The sequence below is a fragment of the Microbacterium sp. SA39 genome (assembly GCF_000967865.1).
Classification (GTDB): Bacteria; Actinomycetota; Actinomycetes; order Actinomycetales; family Microbacteriaceae; genus Microbacterium.
In genome coordinates this window covers 1-16140 of sequence record NZ_JXRU01000025.1, presented here as the reverse complement: position 1 = coordinate 16140, position 16140 = coordinate 1, and the positions used below count along the sequence as shown (strand labels likewise).

At 67.1% G+C, this 16140-nt stretch carries 16 protein-coding genes; 1 reads left to right on the top strand and 15 read right to left on the bottom strand.

Annotated elements, in window-relative coordinates:
- Positions 1-4 precede the first annotated feature (4 nt).
- The 7 genes from RS85_RS02810 to RS85_RS02780 are packed head-to-tail and all read right to left on the bottom strand — an operon-like array spanning position 5 to position 7887.
- Positions 5-1039: an Lrp/AsnC family transcriptional regulator gene (locus RS85_RS02810; RefSeq protein WP_046011990.1), complete on the bottom strand. Its 1035-nt coding sequence runs from the start codon at positions 1037-1039 to the stop codon at positions 5-7.
- A complete protein-coding gene (locus RS85_RS02805; RefSeq protein WP_046011914.1) occupies positions 1036-1938 on the bottom strand; it encodes an alpha/beta fold hydrolase in 903 nt (300 codons plus the stop codon). The genes RS85_RS02810 and RS85_RS02805 overlap by 4 nt, the downstream gene beginning before the upstream one ends.
- Positions 1939-1981: 43 nt before the next feature.
- Complete coding sequence (locus RS85_RS02800) at positions 1982-3160, bottom strand: M24 family metallopeptidase (RefSeq protein WP_046011913.1); 1179 nt, start codon at positions 3158-3160, stop codon at positions 1982-1984.
- A gap of 9 nt (positions 3161-3169) precedes the next feature.
- On the bottom strand, positions 3170-4069 hold the full coding sequence (locus tag RS85_RS02795) for an ABC transporter permease (RefSeq protein ID WP_046011912.1): 900 nt from the start codon (positions 4067-4069) through the stop codon (positions 3170-3172).
- Positions 4066-5028, bottom strand: a complete 963-nt coding sequence (locus RS85_RS02790; RefSeq protein WP_046011911.1) for an ABC transporter permease — start codon at positions 5026-5028, stop codon at positions 4066-4068. The genes RS85_RS02795 and RS85_RS02790 overlap by 4 nt, the downstream gene beginning before the upstream one ends.
- Before the next feature lie 31 nt (positions 5029-5059).
- Positions 5060-6679, bottom strand: coding sequence for an ABC transporter substrate-binding protein (locus RS85_RS02785; RefSeq protein WP_046011910.1), 1620 nt, complete (start codon positions 6677-6679; stop codon positions 5060-5062).
- Positions 6679-7887 carry a dipeptidase gene (locus tag RS85_RS02780; protein ID WP_046011909.1) on the bottom strand — a complete coding sequence of 403 codons (1209 nt, stop codon included), beginning with the start codon at positions 7885-7887 and terminating at the stop codon, positions 6679-6681. Before RS85_RS02780 ends, RS85_RS02785 begins: the two co-directional genes overlap by 1 nt.
- A 157-nt stretch (positions 7888-8044) precedes the next feature.
- On the opposite strand from RS85_RS02780, the gene RS85_RS02775 reads away from it, so the two are divergent.
- The gene (locus tag RS85_RS02775) at positions 8045-9712 is read left to right on the top strand and encodes a dipeptide ABC transporter ATP-binding protein (RefSeq protein WP_200894781.1); all 1668 of its coding nucleotides are present in this window, start codon (positions 8045-8047) and stop codon (positions 9710-9712) included.
- Between the two features lie 22 nt (positions 9713-9734).
- On the opposite strand, the gene RS85_RS02770 is transcribed toward RS85_RS02775, so the two are convergent.
- The 8 genes from RS85_RS02770 to obgE form a co-directional block, all read right to left on the bottom strand.
- Complete coding sequence (locus tag RS85_RS02770; protein WP_046011907.1) at positions 9735-10424, bottom strand: SDR family oxidoreductase; 690 nt, start codon at positions 10422-10424, stop codon at positions 9735-9737.
- 1 nt (position 10425) lies between these two features.
- On the bottom strand, positions 10426-10818 hold the full coding sequence (gene rsfS / locus RS85_RS02765; protein WP_046011906.1) for a ribosome silencing factor: 393 nt from the start codon (positions 10816-10818) through the stop codon (positions 10426-10428).
- Positions 10818-12059 carry a hypothetical protein gene (locus tag RS85_RS02760; protein ID WP_046011905.1) on the bottom strand — a complete coding sequence of 414 codons (1242 nt, stop codon included), beginning with the start codon at positions 12057-12059 and terminating at the stop codon, positions 10818-10820. The genes rsfS and RS85_RS02760 overlap by 1 nt, the downstream gene beginning before the upstream one ends.
- Complete coding sequence (nadD, locus tag RS85_RS02755) at positions 12056-12661, bottom strand: nicotinate-nucleotide adenylyltransferase (protein WP_046011904.1); 606 nt, start codon at positions 12659-12661, stop codon at positions 12056-12058. The genes RS85_RS02760 and nadD overlap by 4 nt, the downstream gene beginning before the upstream one ends.
- A gap of 22 nt (positions 12662-12683) precedes the next feature.
- On the bottom strand, positions 12684-12908 hold the full coding sequence (locus tag RS85_RS02750; RefSeq protein ID WP_046011903.1) for a hypothetical protein: 225 nt from the start codon (positions 12906-12908) through the stop codon (positions 12684-12686).
- 64 nt (positions 12909-12972) lie between these two features.
- The gene (locus tag RS85_RS02745) at positions 12973-14226 is read right to left on the bottom strand and encodes a glutamate-5-semialdehyde dehydrogenase (protein ID WP_046011902.1); all 1254 of its coding nucleotides are present in this window, start codon (positions 14224-14226) and stop codon (positions 12973-12975) included.
- A 9-nt stretch (positions 14227-14235) separates the two neighbouring features.
- Positions 14236-15021 carry a glutamate 5-kinase gene (gene proB / locus RS85_RS02740; protein ID WP_046011901.1) on the bottom strand — a complete coding sequence of 262 codons (786 nt, stop codon included), beginning with the start codon at positions 15019-15021 and terminating at the stop codon, positions 14236-14238.
- Positions 15018-16140: GTPase ObgE (gene obgE, locus RS85_RS02735; RefSeq protein WP_046011900.1), on the bottom strand; the 1123-nt coding region annotated here is incomplete at its 5' end. The genes proB and obgE, both read right to left, overlap by 4 nt.

Here is a 16140-nt window from a genome sequence, read left to right as displayed (position 1 = left end):
AGCGCTACGCCTCCACGTCGATCGCGCCGGCGGAGGCCACCTGAGCGCGCCACCACGGTGTCTCGATGAAGCCGCGCTTCATGAAGACGAGTTCCATCGAGGCGTTCCAGCCGCGCACACCCTTGAGGTGCGCGATCGTGCCGGTGAGGAAATCGTGGAGCGTCTCGGTGCTCGGAAGGATGATCTCGCAGTAGAGCGAGTTCTCCTCGAGCGCTGCGGCGAGGAAGCGCACGGAGACGTGCTGCGCGAGCGTCTGCGCGACAGAGGCGATCCGTGACGGCTCCACACGCAGGATGAGGAGCGTCTCGGCGCTCATCCCCAGCGCCGACGCCGGCACCATCGTCACTGTCGTGAGGCAGCCCGCGTTGCGCATGCGCTCATAACGGCGCCGCACGCTGCTTTCATTCATGTCGAGCTTCGCGCCGATCGACGGGAACGATGCGCGGCCGTTGTGCCGCAACTCCTCGACGATCGCGCGATCTGCGTCATCGAAATGCGTCGGATCGCAGGTGTTCGGCGCGGGCATGTATGACTTCGGGTCGCTCGTCGCCTCGGCGTGGGCGTCATAGAGCTGGCGTCCCCAGTCGAAGCTCACCTTGTAGGTGTGCACGACGAGATCGCTGCGCCAGCGCTCGACGCCCGGAATCGCCTGCAGGTCGGTCAGCACGTGCGCGTATGTGGCGGAGTCCCCGGGGATCACGACCTCGGCGAACACATCGAACTTGCCGGTCACCAGCGTCACGAACCGCACGAACGGCGAACCGATGAGCTCTTGCGCGACCGTCAGCTGGGACCCCGGTGTGCAGTTGATCCGCACGAAGAAGGTCTCGACATGCCCCTCGCTGCCCAGCGTCGGCACGATTCCCACCCGCACCACACCCTCGGCCAGCAGCTGCTGGCCGCGGCGGGTGACGGTGGACACGGATGCTCCGGCGAACTCGGCGATCGATGTCCAGCTGGCTCGGCCGTCCTGCTGCAGCGCGACGACGATGCGACGGTCGAGGTCGCTGACCTCGCGGCCGATCTGAATGCTGCTCATCGGGTCAGCGGCGGGTGCACCCGGTGCAGGAACGCGCGCACGGTCTCGGTCCACGCCTCTGCCTCCTCGATCTGCGGGGAGTGACCCGACTTCTCGAACACCACCATCTCGGAGTCCGGGATGAGGTCGGCGATCACCTGGCTACACGATACTGGCGTGATCCAGTCCGTCCGCCCCACGGTGATGAGTGTCGGCACCGCGATCTCATGCAGTCGTGGTTTGAGATCGTAGTTCGGGAGGTTGACCGAGAACGCGTAGTTGTGGGCGCGGTAGCGGTATGGCGTCGCCTGCACCTTGCGCTCCGTCGCCTCAGGGTCGAACACGAAGTCGTAGAGCGGCAGGATCTCCCGCCAGCAGTCCTTCAGATCCTCGTCGTCGCGCACCTGGCCGACGTCGATGCGGTCGAACTTCTCCATGTCGATGGTCACCCGGTCCGAGGCGAGCGCGTTCTCCCTGGCCAGGTGCGCATTGGAGTTGTCGGCCGACGTGTCGCGCAACACGATGGCAGCGACCCGGTCCGGGTACCGCAGTGCGTACTCCATCGCCATGAACCCGCCGTACGATCCGCCGGCCATGACGATCTTCTCGGCGCCGACCCACTCGCGCAGACCATCGATGTCGGCCGCCCACTGCTCGTGGCTGCACGTACCCTCGCCCTCGCTCTGCCCACTCCCCCTGGCGTCGAACACGACCACCCGGTACTCGTCGGCGAGGCGTCCGAAGCTCGCGCGCGGCTCCGCCCGGGAACCGAGCCCCGGCGCCCCGTGATGCGTGATGATGACAGGTGCGCCCTCGGGGCCGAGCACTTCGACGGCGAGGTGGTTGCCGTTGATCTCGACCCATTCGTGGTCGCTGGTGGCTGCGGCGAACTCCGGCGATACCGGCGGGGTGGATGTCATGTCGTCCTCTTTCTGAAGATCCGGGTGCGTTGATGGGGAGGCGTCAGAGCGCGATGGTGCAGTCGTCGAGACCACGGGGAAAGGTCGTCAGCGCCTCGGCGCCGTCTTCCGTCACGAGCATGCTGTCGCTGATGCGGTAGCCCGCATGGCCGGGCACGTAGATCCCGGGTTCGTTCGATACGACCATGCCTACCTCCAGCACGGTCGCATCGCCGTCCTCCAGCCAGGGCGCCTCGTGCATGCCGAGTCCGATGCCGTGGCCTTGACGATGACGGATGAACTCGCCGAGGTCGGCTTCGCGGATCACATCGAGGCAGAGCCGGTTCGCCTCGCGGCACTCGAGCCCGGGGCGGATCGTTTCTCGACCGAGCTGCTGAGCCGCGTGGATCGTGTCGTGGAACCGCCGCTGCTCGGCGGTCGGCTCGCCGAGGACGAAGGTCCGCTCCCCTTCGATGAAGCGCCCGCCGACCGCGCACCCGAGCGACAGCATGAACGTGTCACCCGCCTTGAGCTGGTTGACCGACGGCAGGCCGTGCGGGAATGCGGAGTTCGCGCCCGAGTACACCAGCCCGCCCGCGAGCAGCGATGCCACCACGACGTTACGGTGTTCGGCGTACATCAGACGCGTTCCCGCGGAGGTCACGTGTCTCTCGAGTTCCGCCTCGGTGGGCAGGTCGCCGCCGGCAGCGACGGCGTCGGAGACCAGCTGTACACCGGCATCGAGCATCCGGTCGGTGATCCTCGCCGCCTCACGATGCAGGGCCACCTCCTCGGGGAACTTGATGTACCGCGCGCGAGTGAGGAGATCGGAGCCGATGAGTTCGGCATCCGGCATCGCCGCGCGTGCGGCGGTCAGACGCTGATACGGCATGGTCGAAGCGAAGCCGACGCGCCCCCGAAGCGAGACCGCGCGGGCGAGCACGTCGAAGGGCGCGACGACTCCCGGGTACTCGAAGAAGGCCACCAGTTCGGAGCGTGACGACTGCGACTGCGCGTACTCCCTCTCGAGCTCCGGGAGCAGCATCACCACACGTCCGGTCGCCTCGATCCACACCGCGACCGGACGCTCCGATGGGTGGTGGAAGAAGCCGGTGAGGTAGGCGATGTCCTCCGGATGATCGGTGAGGAACGCGTCGAAGCCCTCCTCCACCAGGCGTTCGCGCACGCGGGCCTGCACCTGGTCGAAGAACTCCGGGGCGAGACGCTGATCGAAATCCGTCACGACAGCCTCCTAACGGGCCAGATGACGCGGGTTGCGCGCGTCGTTGTAGGCGATCGAGAGCAGTGTGGCTGACAGCACCAGGATCAGGATCGCGATCGACGGGAACAGAGTGAGCCACCAGGCGCTCACCATCGCCCCGGCTTGCTGGGCCTCGTAGAGCACGCGCCCCCAGGACCACGTGGTCGGATCGCCCAGCCCGAGGAACGCGAGCCCTGCAGCCGAGAGCACGGCGCGCGACGCCGTCACGACGACCGAGACGACGACCACCGGAGTGACCGCCGGCAGCAGATGCCGCGAGATGATCCACAGCGGCGAGGTGGTCATGAGTCGGGACGCGTCGACATAGGGCAGACCGACGACCGTCAGCGCCTGGGACCGCACGAGGCGCGTCACCTCCGGCCACGAGAAGGCCGCGACCACGAAGATGATGGTCGACGTGCTCGGCCCGACGAGAGCGGCGATCAGGATCATCAGGGGCAGCACCGGCAGGGAGAGCGTCATGTCGACGATCACGCTGATGATGGTGTCGAGCTTGCGGAAGTAGGCGCCGATCACCGCGATGATCGTGCCGAACACGATCGCTATCACGGATGCCGCCACGGCGACGAGTACGCTCTGCTGCGTTCCCCAGATGACCTCGGCGAACACGTCGCGGCCGAGCGCGTCGGTGCCGAACCAGTGGTCTCCGCTCGGCGGCTGCAGCACATCCGGCCCGTAGCTCGCCGGATACGGCGCGATCAGGGGTGCGGCGAGCGCGATGGCGACGAGCAGGATCAGTAGTCCTAGCGAGATCATGCCGAGCGGGTCACGGCGGAACGCGCGCCAGGTGTGCGCGCCCGCGCGCTCGCTGCCCACGGCGGCGGGCTCGGAGGGCAGCAGGGGGACGGAGGAAGGAAGCGGCGCGGTCATGAGGTCTTCACTCTCGGGTCCAGATAGCCGTAGATGATGTCGGTGATCGTGTTCGCGACCACGACGGTCGTGGCGAGCATGAGGAACGCGCCCTGCAGAACCGGGAAGTCGAGCTGCGTGACCGCCTCGTAGATCCCGCGGCCGATCCCCGGGTAGGCGAAGACCGTCTCGGTGAGCACCGCCCCGCCGACGAGGAATCCGAGCTGCAGACCGATCAGGGTCGTGGTCGGGAGGAGCGCGTTGCGGAGCGCGTGCTTCCAGAGGATACGACGCCCACGGAGGCCGTTCGCCTTCGCCAGCAGGATGTAGTCCTCGCCGAGGGTCTCGATGAGCGTCGAGCGCATCGTCAGGACGTACGATCCCACCTGGATCAGCATGAGCGATACCGCGGGCAGGACGAGATGCTGCGCGACGCTGAGGTACCAGTCCATGCCGTAGGTGTCGTTCGTGTAGGCGCCCCCGATCGGGAACCAGCCGAGGTTCAAGCCGAACACGAACAGCAGCAGGATCGCCACGCTCGGAACGAAGAGCGACTGCCCCGTGACTCCGACGATCTGTACCGCCCGGTCGAGGAAGCGTCCCTTGCGCGCGGCGGCCGCGACTCCCAGCGGGATGCCGATGACGATCGTGAGCACCAGCGCGGTGAGCGTCAGCAGGAGTGTCCACGGCAGCCGCTGCAGAAGCACGTCGAGCACGGGGATCGATTGGGTGAACGAGATGCCGAGGTTGCCCTGGACCAGCTGCCACATGTACAGGCCGTACTGCACGATGAGCGGCTGGTCCAGGCCGTACTGCTCGAGGATGGTCGCCCGGATCGCTTCTGTCATGTTCGGGCTCGCCAGCGCCAGCGCCGGATCGCCCGGCAGCAGGCGCAGGAGCAGGAACGTCACGGTCACGGCGAACCAGATCGTGAGCAGACCTCTGCCTACCTGACGGAGAATGAATGATGCTCGGGACACCCGGGCGACCTTCCTCGAGATTCCAGCGGTGTTATTCGACCGGATGCGCGCTCGCGAGCGAGAGCGGGTTGACGATCGAGAGCAGCTCACTCGGCTTCGAGATGAAGCCGGACCATTCGTCGCTGGCGGCGAAGAACAGGTTCTGCGTGTACATGATGTTGTCGTAGACCTGCTCCTGCACGATCTTGTTGGCCTCGCGCATGATGGAGATCTTCCGGTCCTCCTCGAAGGTGACCATGCCCTCTTCGATCAGGGCGTTGAGCTCTGGGTCGTCGACGTGGGTGTAGTTGATCGCTCCACCCGGCAGGTACGACAGGGCGAAGTTCGTCACCGGGTCGTCCATGATCGCGAAGTTGCCGGCGTAGATGTCGTAGTCGCCCGCGTTGGTCATCGAGAGGTATGTGTTCCGCTCGGTGCCCTGCAGCTCGATCGTGATGCCCGCCTCTGCCGCGCTGTCCTTCACGAGCTGCGCCCACTGACTGGTGACGCTGTCCTGGAGCGAGTAGATCAGGCGGAACGAGACGGGGAAGTTCCCATCAGCGTTCGCCGTGTATCCGGCATCCTCCATGAGAGAGCGCGACTTCTCGGGGTCGAACTCGTACTCGGTGACGGAGTCGTCGTAATACTTCGCCAGCACCGGCATGAGTGCGCTGGAGCCGGTCGAGACGGCTTGGCCCTGCAGCACGACGGTGCGGATCGCCTCGTAGTCGACGGCATGGGCGAGAGCCTGACGCACCTCGGTCTTGGCGAGGTCGGGCTTCTCCATGTTGTAGACGAGGTGGGCGTAACCGAGACCCGGTGCCTCGACGACCTGCAGCCCGTCGGTGTTGCTGAGCTGCTCGACCTGCGCCGGCGGAAGGGCGTTCGCGATCACGTCGATCTCGCCACTCTGCAAGGCGAGGATCTCGGTGTTCACGTCCGGGTAGACGCGGTAGACGACCTCCGCGGGACCGGGGACTCCGCCCTCGACGAGCGGGTAGTCCTCGACGCGCTCGAGCGTGTAGTGCTGGCCGACCTGGAAGTCGCTCAGCACGAACGGTCCCATGCCCACCCAGCCGCCGTCGCTCCCGTCGTTCGGGAACTCGGCGATCGATCCCTTCGGCTCGAACACGTGCTTCGGGACGACGACGCCCCAGAACCCGATCTCCTCGATGATCGACGAGTCCGGCTGCGTGAGCGTGAGCTCGACTCGCGTCTCCGACACCGCCGTCGCGGTGTCGAGGTTGCCGAGCTGACCGAAGAACGTTCCGGGAGCCTGGTCGCGCTTGACCGCGTTCAGGGTCCATGCGACGTCCTCGGCCGTGAGAGGCTCGCCATCGCTCCACGTCAGATCGTCGCGGATCTCGTAGAAGCCGGTGGTGTCGTCGACGTAGCCCCAGTCGGTGGCCACGTGGGCCTCCTTGGTGCCGTCCTCACTGATGCTGAGGAGGTGGGGGTACATCAGGTTGGTGATCCACGAGTCGGTCCGGCTGTTGCCGAGGACCGGGTTGAAGTTGACCACGTCGGTCGTCGTGCCGATGCTGAGCGTCTCATCGCTCGGCCCGGTGCTGCCGGAGGTCTCCCCCGGCTCCGGCGCGGTGGGTGCGCAGGCGGCGAGACCGGCGGCGAGAGCCGCGGCCGCGCCGAGCGCGAGGAACCTGCTGTGCTTCATCAGACCCAAACCTCCTCGAGTACGCGCATGGTGTTCCCACCGACGACGGCGCGGATCTCGTCGTCGGAGTAGTCGTGCTTCACAAGCCAGCCGATGATGTTGTAGAAGGCTTCGGCCGGGTTCTCGATGCCATCGACGTACGGCTGCTTCTCGTACTCGACGTTGGCGTGCGCCTGACCGAGCGAGAGGTTCGACGAGAAGGCGTCGTGGAGCCCCACGTGGTCGCCGAAGAGCGTATCGGGGCCGAAGCTGACGTGCTCGAGCCCCACCAGGTCGACACAGTACTGGAAGTGGTCCATCACGGATTCGAGCGAGTGCTTCGGATGCTGCGGCGAGATGGTCGTGTGCGGAGCGGCCTCGATGCCGATCACGCCACCGCGCTTCGCGCACTGGATGATCGTCTCGTCGGTCTTCATCCGGTTCGTCGGCCACAGTCCGCGGGCACCTGCATGCGTGATGAACACCGGCAGCTTCGAATGGGCGATCACATCGAGGCATGTCTGGTCGCCGGAGTGCGAGATGTCGATAGCGATGCCGAGCTTGTTCATGCGCTCGACGGCGCGCTCGCCGAAGTACGTGAGTCCCCCGTCGCCGCGCTCCTTGAGCCCGCCACCCAGCATGTTGGCCTCCGAGTAGGCGATGCCCATCTGTCGCACGCCGAAGCCGTAGAGCACGTCGAGCCGGTCGACCTCGTTCTCGATCATGGTCGACGCCTCGAGCGCGAAGATGTGGGCGACCCGTCCGGTCTCGGCCGCGTGCCGGATGTCTTTGATCGACTCGGCCTTGATCACGAAGTCCTGGTGCGCGAGGTCGGCCATGCGCACGCCGAGATCGAACAGCACGTCCTGATACTTCCAGCCGGCATCGCTCGAGATGCAGCAGGTGCCGTCCATGCCGTTGTCGAAGACGGCGGTGAGACCCGAGCGCGCCAGCCCCTGGTAGCCGGTGGGTTCCCGGCCCTGACGGATGTGATCGCGCAGCTCCCCCATGTCCTCCGGGAAGACCTGCACGTGCTCGTGCAGGGAGATCACGGTCTCCTCGCGCAGCAGGCGCTCGGTGCGCTCCTTCTGCGTGTCGCTGAGGTCGAGACCTTCGTAGGCCGCCACACGGCCGATCTGCTTGGCGTAGCGGAACTCTCGGTAGTCCTTACCCGCTTCGAGGTAGTCGTAGGCGGTGTAGCCGGCGTACCGGTCTGCTTCTTCGAGCACGGATGCGCTCCTTCGGTTCGGTGGTGCGGATGACTTTCCCCGTCAACGAGAGGAGAATTCCTCGAATCTCGTTGATTTCGGCGTATATGTCAACCTTGCTGAATAATTTCGGCTGAGATGTTTCCTGTTCGAAACATTTCAGAGGTAGTCTCCTGGCATGATGGCAAGCATGGAGAACACGTCAGCATCTGAGGGCGGAAGCGTCCTCGACGTCCGCGGGCTCACCGTGACCCTGTCGACCGACGGGCGCCCGAACCGGGTCGTCGACGACATCGACATCGCGGTGCGCCGGGGCGAGGTCTTCGCCCTGCTCGGGGAGTCCGGCTCGGGCAAGTCCATGACGGCGCGCGCGATCATGGGGCTCATCGACAACGGCGTCGTCGAGGCCACGAGTATGACGCTGGGCACGACCGATCTGCTCACGCTCACCGCCGAGCAGCACCGTCGGCTGCGGGGCGTCAAGGTCAGCCTCGTCATGCAGGATGCCCTCTCCGCACTCAATCCCGTGCTCAGCATCGGCGACCAGATCGTCGATCTGATCCGTGCACACCGCGACGTCAGCAAGCGCGCCGCGCTGGCCCGAGCTGTCGAACTCCTCACGCTCGTCGGCATCCCGACACCCGGCAAGCGTGTGCACGACTACGCTCACCAGTTCTCCGGCGGCCAGCGCCAGCGCATCCTCATCGCCATGGCCATCGCGCTCGACCCCGATCTCATCATCGCCGACGAGCCGACGACCGCGCTCGATGTCACTGTCCAGGCACAGATCCTCGATCTGCTCCTGTCCCTTCGCGACCGCCTCGGCATGGGCCTCCTCCTCATCACTCACGATCTCGGCGTCGTGATGGAGGTGGCGGACCGGGTCGCAGTCATGCGCACCGGGCGTATCGTCGAAGCCGGCAGCGCGGACGACGTCCTCACCGCGCCGCAGCATCCGTACACCCTGCAGCTGCTGAACTCGATGCCGCAGGACGTGAGCGCCGCCACCGAGGACGACGGCTCCGCGCCGATTCTGGAAGGGCGCGGGCTCGAGCGCACCTTCCGCACCGGAAGCGGGCGCCGCGCGCATCGCGTGGCCGCCGTCGCGGGTGTCGACCTCCAGCTGCACAGCGGCGAGATCCTCGCGATCGTGGGTGAATCCGGAAGCGGCAAATCGACGCTCGCGCGGATGCTCGTGGGTCTGGACTCTCCGGATGCCGGCACTCTGCGGTACCGCGACGAGGATGTCACGCGCGGCAGGTTGCGTGATCGCCGGACCCTCCGCCGTGGCGTGCAGATGGTGTTCCAGGACCCGTACATGTCACTCAACCCACGGATGACCGTGCAGCAGATCATCGCTGAGCCACTTGCGGCGAGCCGCACGGGGACGCCGGCCAGCCGACGAGACCGTGTCGCGGAACTGCTCGAACTCGTCGGGCTCACTCCCGAGATGGGCTCGCGATTCCCCCATCAGTTCTCGGGCGGGCAGCGCCAGCGCATCGGCATCGCCCGCGCTCTCGCCCTGGACCCCGACGTGCTGGTCTGCGACGAGCCGGTGTCGGCTCTGGACGTCTCGATCCGTGCGCAGATCATCGACCTGCTCTGCGAGCTGCGGGAGCGGCTGGGCATGTCGATCGTCTTCATCGCGCACGACCTGTCGCTCGTGCGTCACATCGCCGACCGCGTTGCCGTGATGTACCTCGGCGAGATGGTCGAGATCGGCGTCACGGAAGAGGTGTACGGCAATCCGTCACACCCGTATACGCGTTCGCTTCTGTCGGCGATCCCGCCCCAGACGCGCGGAGAGCGCGGCATGCTGGCTCGGAGGACCCGCCTGACGGTGTGAGACCGGCCTTCGGCCAGACAACTCAGCGCCCCGGGCGCACCGTGAGGTCGGTCAGCTGCGCGTCGCGTGGAAGGTCGAGTGCCGTGAGGATGGTCGTCGCGACCGCATCCGCGCTGATGAAGCGCGAGGCGTCGTAGTCGGCACTTTCCTGGTGATGCACGCGCTCCTGCATGGGGGTTGCCGTGCGGCCGGGGAAGATCGAGGTCACCCGCACGCCGTGCTCGGCCTCTTCTGCGCGCAGCGCGTCGGCCAGCGCCTTGAGCCCGTGCTTGGACGCGGCGTAGGCCGACCACCCGGCGTGCGCGTGCAGCCCGGCGCCCGAGTTCACGAACACCACCTGTCCTCCCGAGACGCGCAACACGGGGAGGAGCAATCTCGTCAGCTCGGCGGGAGCGACGAGGTTCACGGCCAATTGCTGCTCCCAGATGGCCGGTGCAAGGTCAGCCACCGTGCCGAGATCGACCACGCCCGCCACGTGAAGAAGCGAGTCGATGCGCTCCGGAAGATGCTGCTTCGACAGCGCCCAGGAGATGCGTCCCGGCTGGGACAGATCGGCGACGAGAGTGGATATGCCGGGAAGCTCCGCCGCGATCTCGCGAGCACGGCCGGCATCGCGAGCCACGGCGATGACCTCGTCCCCGCGCTCGAGCAGGCGACGCGCGAGAACCTGACCGATGCCGGAGCCTGCGCCGGTGATCAGGTGCACAGTCACGTCAGGGGCGATCTGTCGCGTGCTCGGAGACGTGTTCGGAGACCTCGATCGGGACGACAGGGCAGTCCTTCCAGAGACGCTCGAGGCCGTAGTAGACCCGCTCCTCCTGATGGAACACGTGCACGATCAGGTCGCCGAAGTCGAGGAGGACCCAGCGCGACTCGGCGCGGCCCTCACGGCGAACGCGTTTGTGCCCCGACTCGATCAGCCGGTCCTCGATCTCGTCGGCGATCGCGGCGACGTTCCGCTCGCTGTTACCGGTGACGAGCAGGAAGATGTCGACCAGCGGCAGCGGCTCGGAGACGTTGAGCGCGACGAGGTCTTCACCGCCCTTGTCGACAGCGGCTTGTGCGGCGAGACGGAGCATCTCTTCGGCGGTTTCAGGTGATTGCATCAGAACACATTCGTTGAGAAGGCGACGATGACGGCGGTGCCCACCGCGAGGGCGAGACCTCCGGCCACGATCGCCAGGATGAGCAGAAGTCGGTTGCCCTTTTCGGGAGCGGGAGGGCGGATGACCTCGCCCGCAGGCTTGATCGTGCTGACAGCGGCGCTCGCGGCGATCGGCGTCGGAGAGGATGACGGCGCCAGCTCTCCGTCGATCAGGACCGCATCGATGTCCTTGCCGTCGGTCGTGCCGTGCGCGTGCCCCTGCGAGCCGAGACCGCGGGGAAGCTCGTAGGAGCCGGTCACCAGGATCTCGCCCGTCGAAGCCACCGGGCCCGAGAGCGATCCGTCGCCGGGCGACGGCGTGAAGATCAGCGCGTTCGGCGCGGAGTGCTGCGAGCCGGTGGAGTCCCCCACCGTGAGCAGCTCGTCGAAGGACGGGCGGAACGCAGCGGGCGCCGCCGCCTCGGGAGCATCCGTGAGCAGACCCTCGCCGAAGCCGGGGTTGACCGTGGGACGGGGGTCATCGACGACGTCGTCGTCATCCGCCTCGTGGACATCGGCGAGCACATCATCGTCAGCCGTGCCGGCCTCGGTCTCGGTTGCGACCGGGAAGCCGAGCACGGCCGCGACGTCGTCCCGAGGTTCGGTGTCCGCAGGCTCCTCGGTGACCTCGAGCGGCACGACGCCGACAGTATCGACCGTCGGGGAAGCCGGGATGGGCTCCAGGACGATCTCATCGTCGATGTCGTCGTCGTCGCCCGCTGTGTCGGCGGATGCGCGCGCGATGAAATCAGGCACTTCGGACACGATGACGGAACGCTGCTCGACCTCGGCATCTCCGGCTGCGGTGGCTTTGTCGGTCGCCACCGCTTCCTGGCGCGCGGCAGGGTCTCCGACGTCGCTGTCCGGCTCACCGTCGTCAGCTCCGACGACGGAGACGGAGCCCGTCCTGGTCCGCTCCTGCTCGCGGACCTGTCGACGGGTGAGCGGAGCGCCGGCGGCTGGATGGGGCTCCTCATCGGCAGTCGAAGTCGTCGTCTCTTCCGCGTCCGGGACCGGCATCTCTTCGACGGGCTCGGCCTCGACGGGCTCGGGCGCAGACGGCACGGGCGGCGCGGGCGGGGCCGCCTCAGCCGCAGCAGCGGCCTCTTCCGGGGTGATGACGGGAGTGGAACCCGTCAGACGGATCTCCCGCAGCTGCTTGCGCGTCAGCGGACCGTGATCTTGCTGATCCGAAGTACTCATGCCTTGCTCCGATACAGATGATGCTTCGCGATGTACTGAACGACTCCGTCGGGGACCAGATACCAGACCGGCTGATCGTCGCGAACTCGTACTCGGCAGTCGGTCGAGGATATCGACAGCGCCGGCACCTCCAGCTGGCTGACGTTGTCGCTCGGGAGGCCGTCCGTGCTCAGGACGTGTCCCGGGCGGGAGACCGCGACGAAGTGGGCCAACTCCCACAACTCATCATGGTCCCTCCAACTGAGAATTTGCGCTACGGCATCCGCTCCGGTGATGAAGAAGAGTTCGGCATCCGGCCGTTCCTGCTTCAGATCGCGGAGCGTGTCGATCGTGTACGTCGGGCCTTCCCTGTTGATGTCGACCCTGCTCACGGTGAACTGCGGGTTCGATGCCGTCGCGATCACCGTCATCAGATAGCGGTGCTCGCTCGGCGTGACATCGGACTTCTGCCACGGATGACCGGTGGGGACGAAGACGACCTCGTCGAGATCGAATGAGTGCGCGACCTCGCTCGCTGCGACCAGGTGGCCGTGGTGGATGGGGTCGAACGTCCCGCCCATCACGCCGATGCGCGGGGTGCGCGTGGTCGCAGCAGTGTTCATGAGGGCGAGGTCATCATCGGGCTCAGTGGCCGTGTCCTGCCTCGTGTCCGTCTTTGCCGTGCTTCGCCGCCCATGCCTCGGCCTTGGCCGAATGACGGTTCGCGACGTTCTTGTACGACAGGGTGACCAAGCCCAGGAAGGCGAACACGATCGCAGCGATGACCCCGAAGATCAGCGTTTCCAGCGCGACATTGCCGGTGTGCTCGGCTTCGGCGGCGGCCATCGCGATCTGTGCGACGAGGTTCATCCTGACTCCGTTTCGTGGCGTGCTCTGCGGGATCTGAGCGGTACAGCGTCCCCCAGTCTAGCCCTCAGCCGCGGGTCTGCCCCGACCCACGCGCGAGCCACTTCGTGCTGGTCAGCTCGGAGAGCCCCATCGGGCCCCGCGCGTGCAGCTTCTGCGTGGAGATGCCGACCTCGGCGCCGAACCCGAACTCGCCTCCATCGGTGAAGCGCGTGGACGTGTTCACCATCACGACGGCGGAGTCGACCTCGGCGAGGAAGCGCTCGGCGTTGCGCGAATCGGTGGTGATGATCGACTCGGTGTGCCCGGTGCTGTACCTGCGGATGTGGTCGAGCGCCTCGTCGAGGGAGTCGACGACCTTCATCGCGATGTCGAGGCTCAGGTACTCGGTCTCCCAGTCCTCTTCCGTGGCGGGGATGACGTTCGAGACGAGGCCCGCGACGATGTCGTCGCCGTGGATGGCCACGCCCTCGCTCTGCAGCGCGCTCGCGACGAGCGGGATGAGCCGCGGCGCCGCCTGCCGATGGACCAGCACCGTCTCGACGGCGTTGCAGACGCTGGGGCGCTGCACCTTGGCGTTCACCACGATGTCCTGCGCCCAGTCGTCGGGCGCGGTCTCGTCGAGCAGGATGTGAACGTTGCCCGCGCCCGTCTCGATGACCGGGACCGTCGACTCGGTGACCACGGTCTCGATGAGCCCGGCGCTCCCTCGCGGCACGAGCACGTCGATGAAGCCACGACCGTGCATGAGTGCCTTGGCACCGTCCCGCCCGAAGTCGTCGACGGTCTGGATGGCCTCGGCCGTGACGCCGGCACCCTCCAGCGCATTCCTCATGATCTCGACGAGCACGGCGTTGGAGTCGCGAGCAGCGCTGCCTCCGCGGAGCACGACGGCATTCCCCGATCGCAGCGCCAGCGCCGCGATGTCGACCGTGACGTTCGGGCGTGCCTCATAGATCGCGCCGACCACGCCGAACGGCACCCGCACCTGCTCGAGGGCCACGCCGTTCGGCATCCGGTGCCCGCCCACGACCCGTCCGACCGGGTCCGGGAGAGCCGCCACCTGGCGTACCGCAGAGGCCAGCGCGGCCACGCGCTTCTCATCGAGCCGCAGACGGTCGATCAGTGATTCACCGATCTCGTCTTCACGGCCCCGGGTGATGTCACGAGCGTTGGCCTCGATGATGCCCGCGGCATTCTGCTCGAGGGCGAGAGCGATCGCCTCGAGCGCGCGCTCCTTGTCGTCGCTGGTGAGGGCGGCGGTGGCGCGAGACGCCTCTTTGGCGCGCTCCAGGCGCACCTGCGGAGTCTGGTCGGTCATCCGCCCAGTTTAGGAGACCGCCGGTTCGAACCAGGTTCCTATTTCAGCCCCCGCGAGGGCCTTGTCCACCAGGTCTGCGCTCGTGACGAGCACACCGATGCCGGATGCCGCGGCGAGACGCGCAGCAGACACCTTGGTCGCGGCTCCCCCGGTCCCGACGCTGTTGACGACCGTCGCTCCGAACTCGAGCCCTGACAGATCGGCATCCGGTGCCACGGTGTCGATGGGCTCTGCACCGGGATCGGTCGGCGGTTTCGTGTAGAGCGACTCGATGTCGCTGAGCAGGATGAGCGCATCGGCCTCGATCAGCTGAGCGACGAGCGCGCCGAGACGGTCGTTGTCGCCGAACCGGATCTCCTGCGTCGCCACCGTGTCGTTCTCGTTGACGATCGGGAGGATGCGCAGGCCGAGCAGGCGTTCCATCGCACGCCGCGCGTTCGAGCGCGACATCGGGTTCTCCAGGTCACCGGTGGTGAGCAGCACCTGTCCCGCGACGATGTCGAACGGGCGCAGCGACTCCTGGTAGCGGTAGACGAGGATGTTCTGCCCGACCGCGGCGGCGGCCTGTTGCGTCGCGAGATCGGTCGGACGGGCATCGAGACGCAGGAACGGGATGCCGGTGGCGATGGCGCCGGAAGAGACCAGGACGACCTCGGCCCCGCGGGCGTGTGCGGCTGCAAGCGCCTCGACCAGCACGGGGATGCGCCAGGACGATTCTCCGCTGATGGAGGACGACCCCACCTTCACGACGATGCGGGACGCCGTGGCGAGGTCTGCGCGGGTGCGGGCGGTCACTCGCCTTCCTCGCGGTACGCCGCGAGGCGCTGAGCCTCCACCTCCGCACGAGCAGCAGCCTTGGCATCCATGCGCTCGTAGTACGTCGCGCGACGCTCCGAGGTGGTGCGGCGATCGTTCGGAGCGAGGCGCGGATCTGTGCCGCGAGGCGCGGCCATCAGCTCGGCAGCGGAGCTCATCGTCGGCTCCCAGTCGAAGACGATGCTGTCGCCCTCGCCGATGACGACGGTCGATCCCTGCACCGCGCCGACGCGGAAGAGCTCGTCCTCGACACCCAGCTTCTCGAGACGGTCGGCGAGGAAGCCCACGGCCTCCTCGTTCTGGAAGTCGGTCTGCTGGACCCAGCGCACCGGCTTCTCGCCCATGATGCGGTAGACGTTGCCGTAGGTGCCGCCCTCGACACGGATGCTGAATTCCTTCTTCGAGCGGCGCGGACGGATGATGACGCGCTCCTTGGGAGCCGCGACGGCCGCCTCGGCGCGGTGCTTGTCGACGAGCTCGCCGAGGGCCAGAGTCAGCGGGCGAAGACCTTCATGCGAGATCGTGGAGATCTCGAACACGCGGAAACCGCGGGCTTCCAGATCGGGACGCACCATCTCGGCGAGATCGCGGGCCTCGGGCACGTCGATCTTGTTCAGGGCGATGAACTGAGGACGCTCGAGCAGCGGCGTCTGTCCCTCGGGCACTTCGTATGCTCCGAGCTCGCCCAGGATCACGTCGAGATCGGAGATCGGGTCGCGCCCCGGCTCCAGGGTGGCGCAGTCGAGGACGTGCAGCAGAGCGGTGCAGCGCTCGACGTGACGGAGGAACTCGAGGCCGAGTCCACGGCCCTCGCTCGCGCCCTCGACGAGGCCGGGCACATCGGCGACGGTGTAGCGGAAGTTCTCCGACTGGACGACGCCGAGGTTCGGGTGCAGCGTGGTGAACGGATAGTCGGCGATCTTCGGCCGCGCGGCGGAGATCGCGCCGATCAGGCTCGACTTGCCCGCAGACGGGTAGCCGACGAGCGCGATGTCCGCGACGGTCTTGAGCTCGAGGACGACGTCGCCCTCATATCCGGGCGTGCCGAGCAGGGCGAATCCGGGAGCCTTGCGCTTGGGAGTCGCGAGAGCCGCGTTC

What these genes read in the sequence shown, in the direction of transcription:
- RS85_RS02810 (WP_046011990.1), bottom strand. Translation starts at nt 1,039, where the DNA reads ATGAGCAGCATTCAGATCGGCCGCGAGGTCAGCGACCTCGACCGTCGC.
- RS85_RS02805 (WP_046011914.1), bottom strand. Translation starts at nt 1,938, where the DNA reads ATGACATCCACCCCGCCGGTATCGCCGGAGTTCGCCGCAGCCACCAGC.
- RS85_RS02795 (WP_046011912.1), bottom strand. Translation starts at nt 4,069, where the DNA reads ATGACCGCGCCGCTTCCTTCCTCCGTCCCCCTGCTGCCCTCCGAGCCC.
- RS85_RS02785 (WP_046011910.1), bottom strand. Translation starts at nt 6,679, where the DNA reads ATGAAGCACAGCAGGTTCCTCGCGCTCGGCGCGGCCGCGGCTCTCGCC.
- RS85_RS02775 (WP_200894781.1), top strand. Translation starts at nt 8,045, where the DNA reads ATGATGGCAAGCATGGAGAACACGTCAGCATCTGAGGGCGGAAGCGTC.
- rsfS (WP_046011906.1), bottom strand. Translation starts at nt 10,818, where the DNA reads ATGCAATCACCTGAAACCGCCGAAGAGATGCTCCGTCTCGCCGCACAA.
- RS85_RS02760 (WP_046011905.1), bottom strand. Translation starts at nt 12,059, where the DNA reads ATGAGTACTTCGGATCAGCAAGATCACGGTCCGCTGACGCGCAAGCAG.
- nadD (WP_046011904.1), bottom strand. Translation starts at nt 12,661, where the DNA reads ATGAACACTGCTGCGACCACGCGCACCCCGCGCATCGGCGTGATGGGC.
- RS85_RS02750 (WP_046011903.1), bottom strand. Translation starts at nt 12,908, where the DNA reads ATGAACCTCGTCGCACAGATCGCGATGGCCGCCGCCGAAGCCGAGCAC.
- RS85_RS02745 (WP_046011902.1), bottom strand. Translation starts at nt 14,226, where the DNA reads ATGACCGACCAGACTCCGCAGGTGCGCCTGGAGCGCGCCAAAGAGGCG.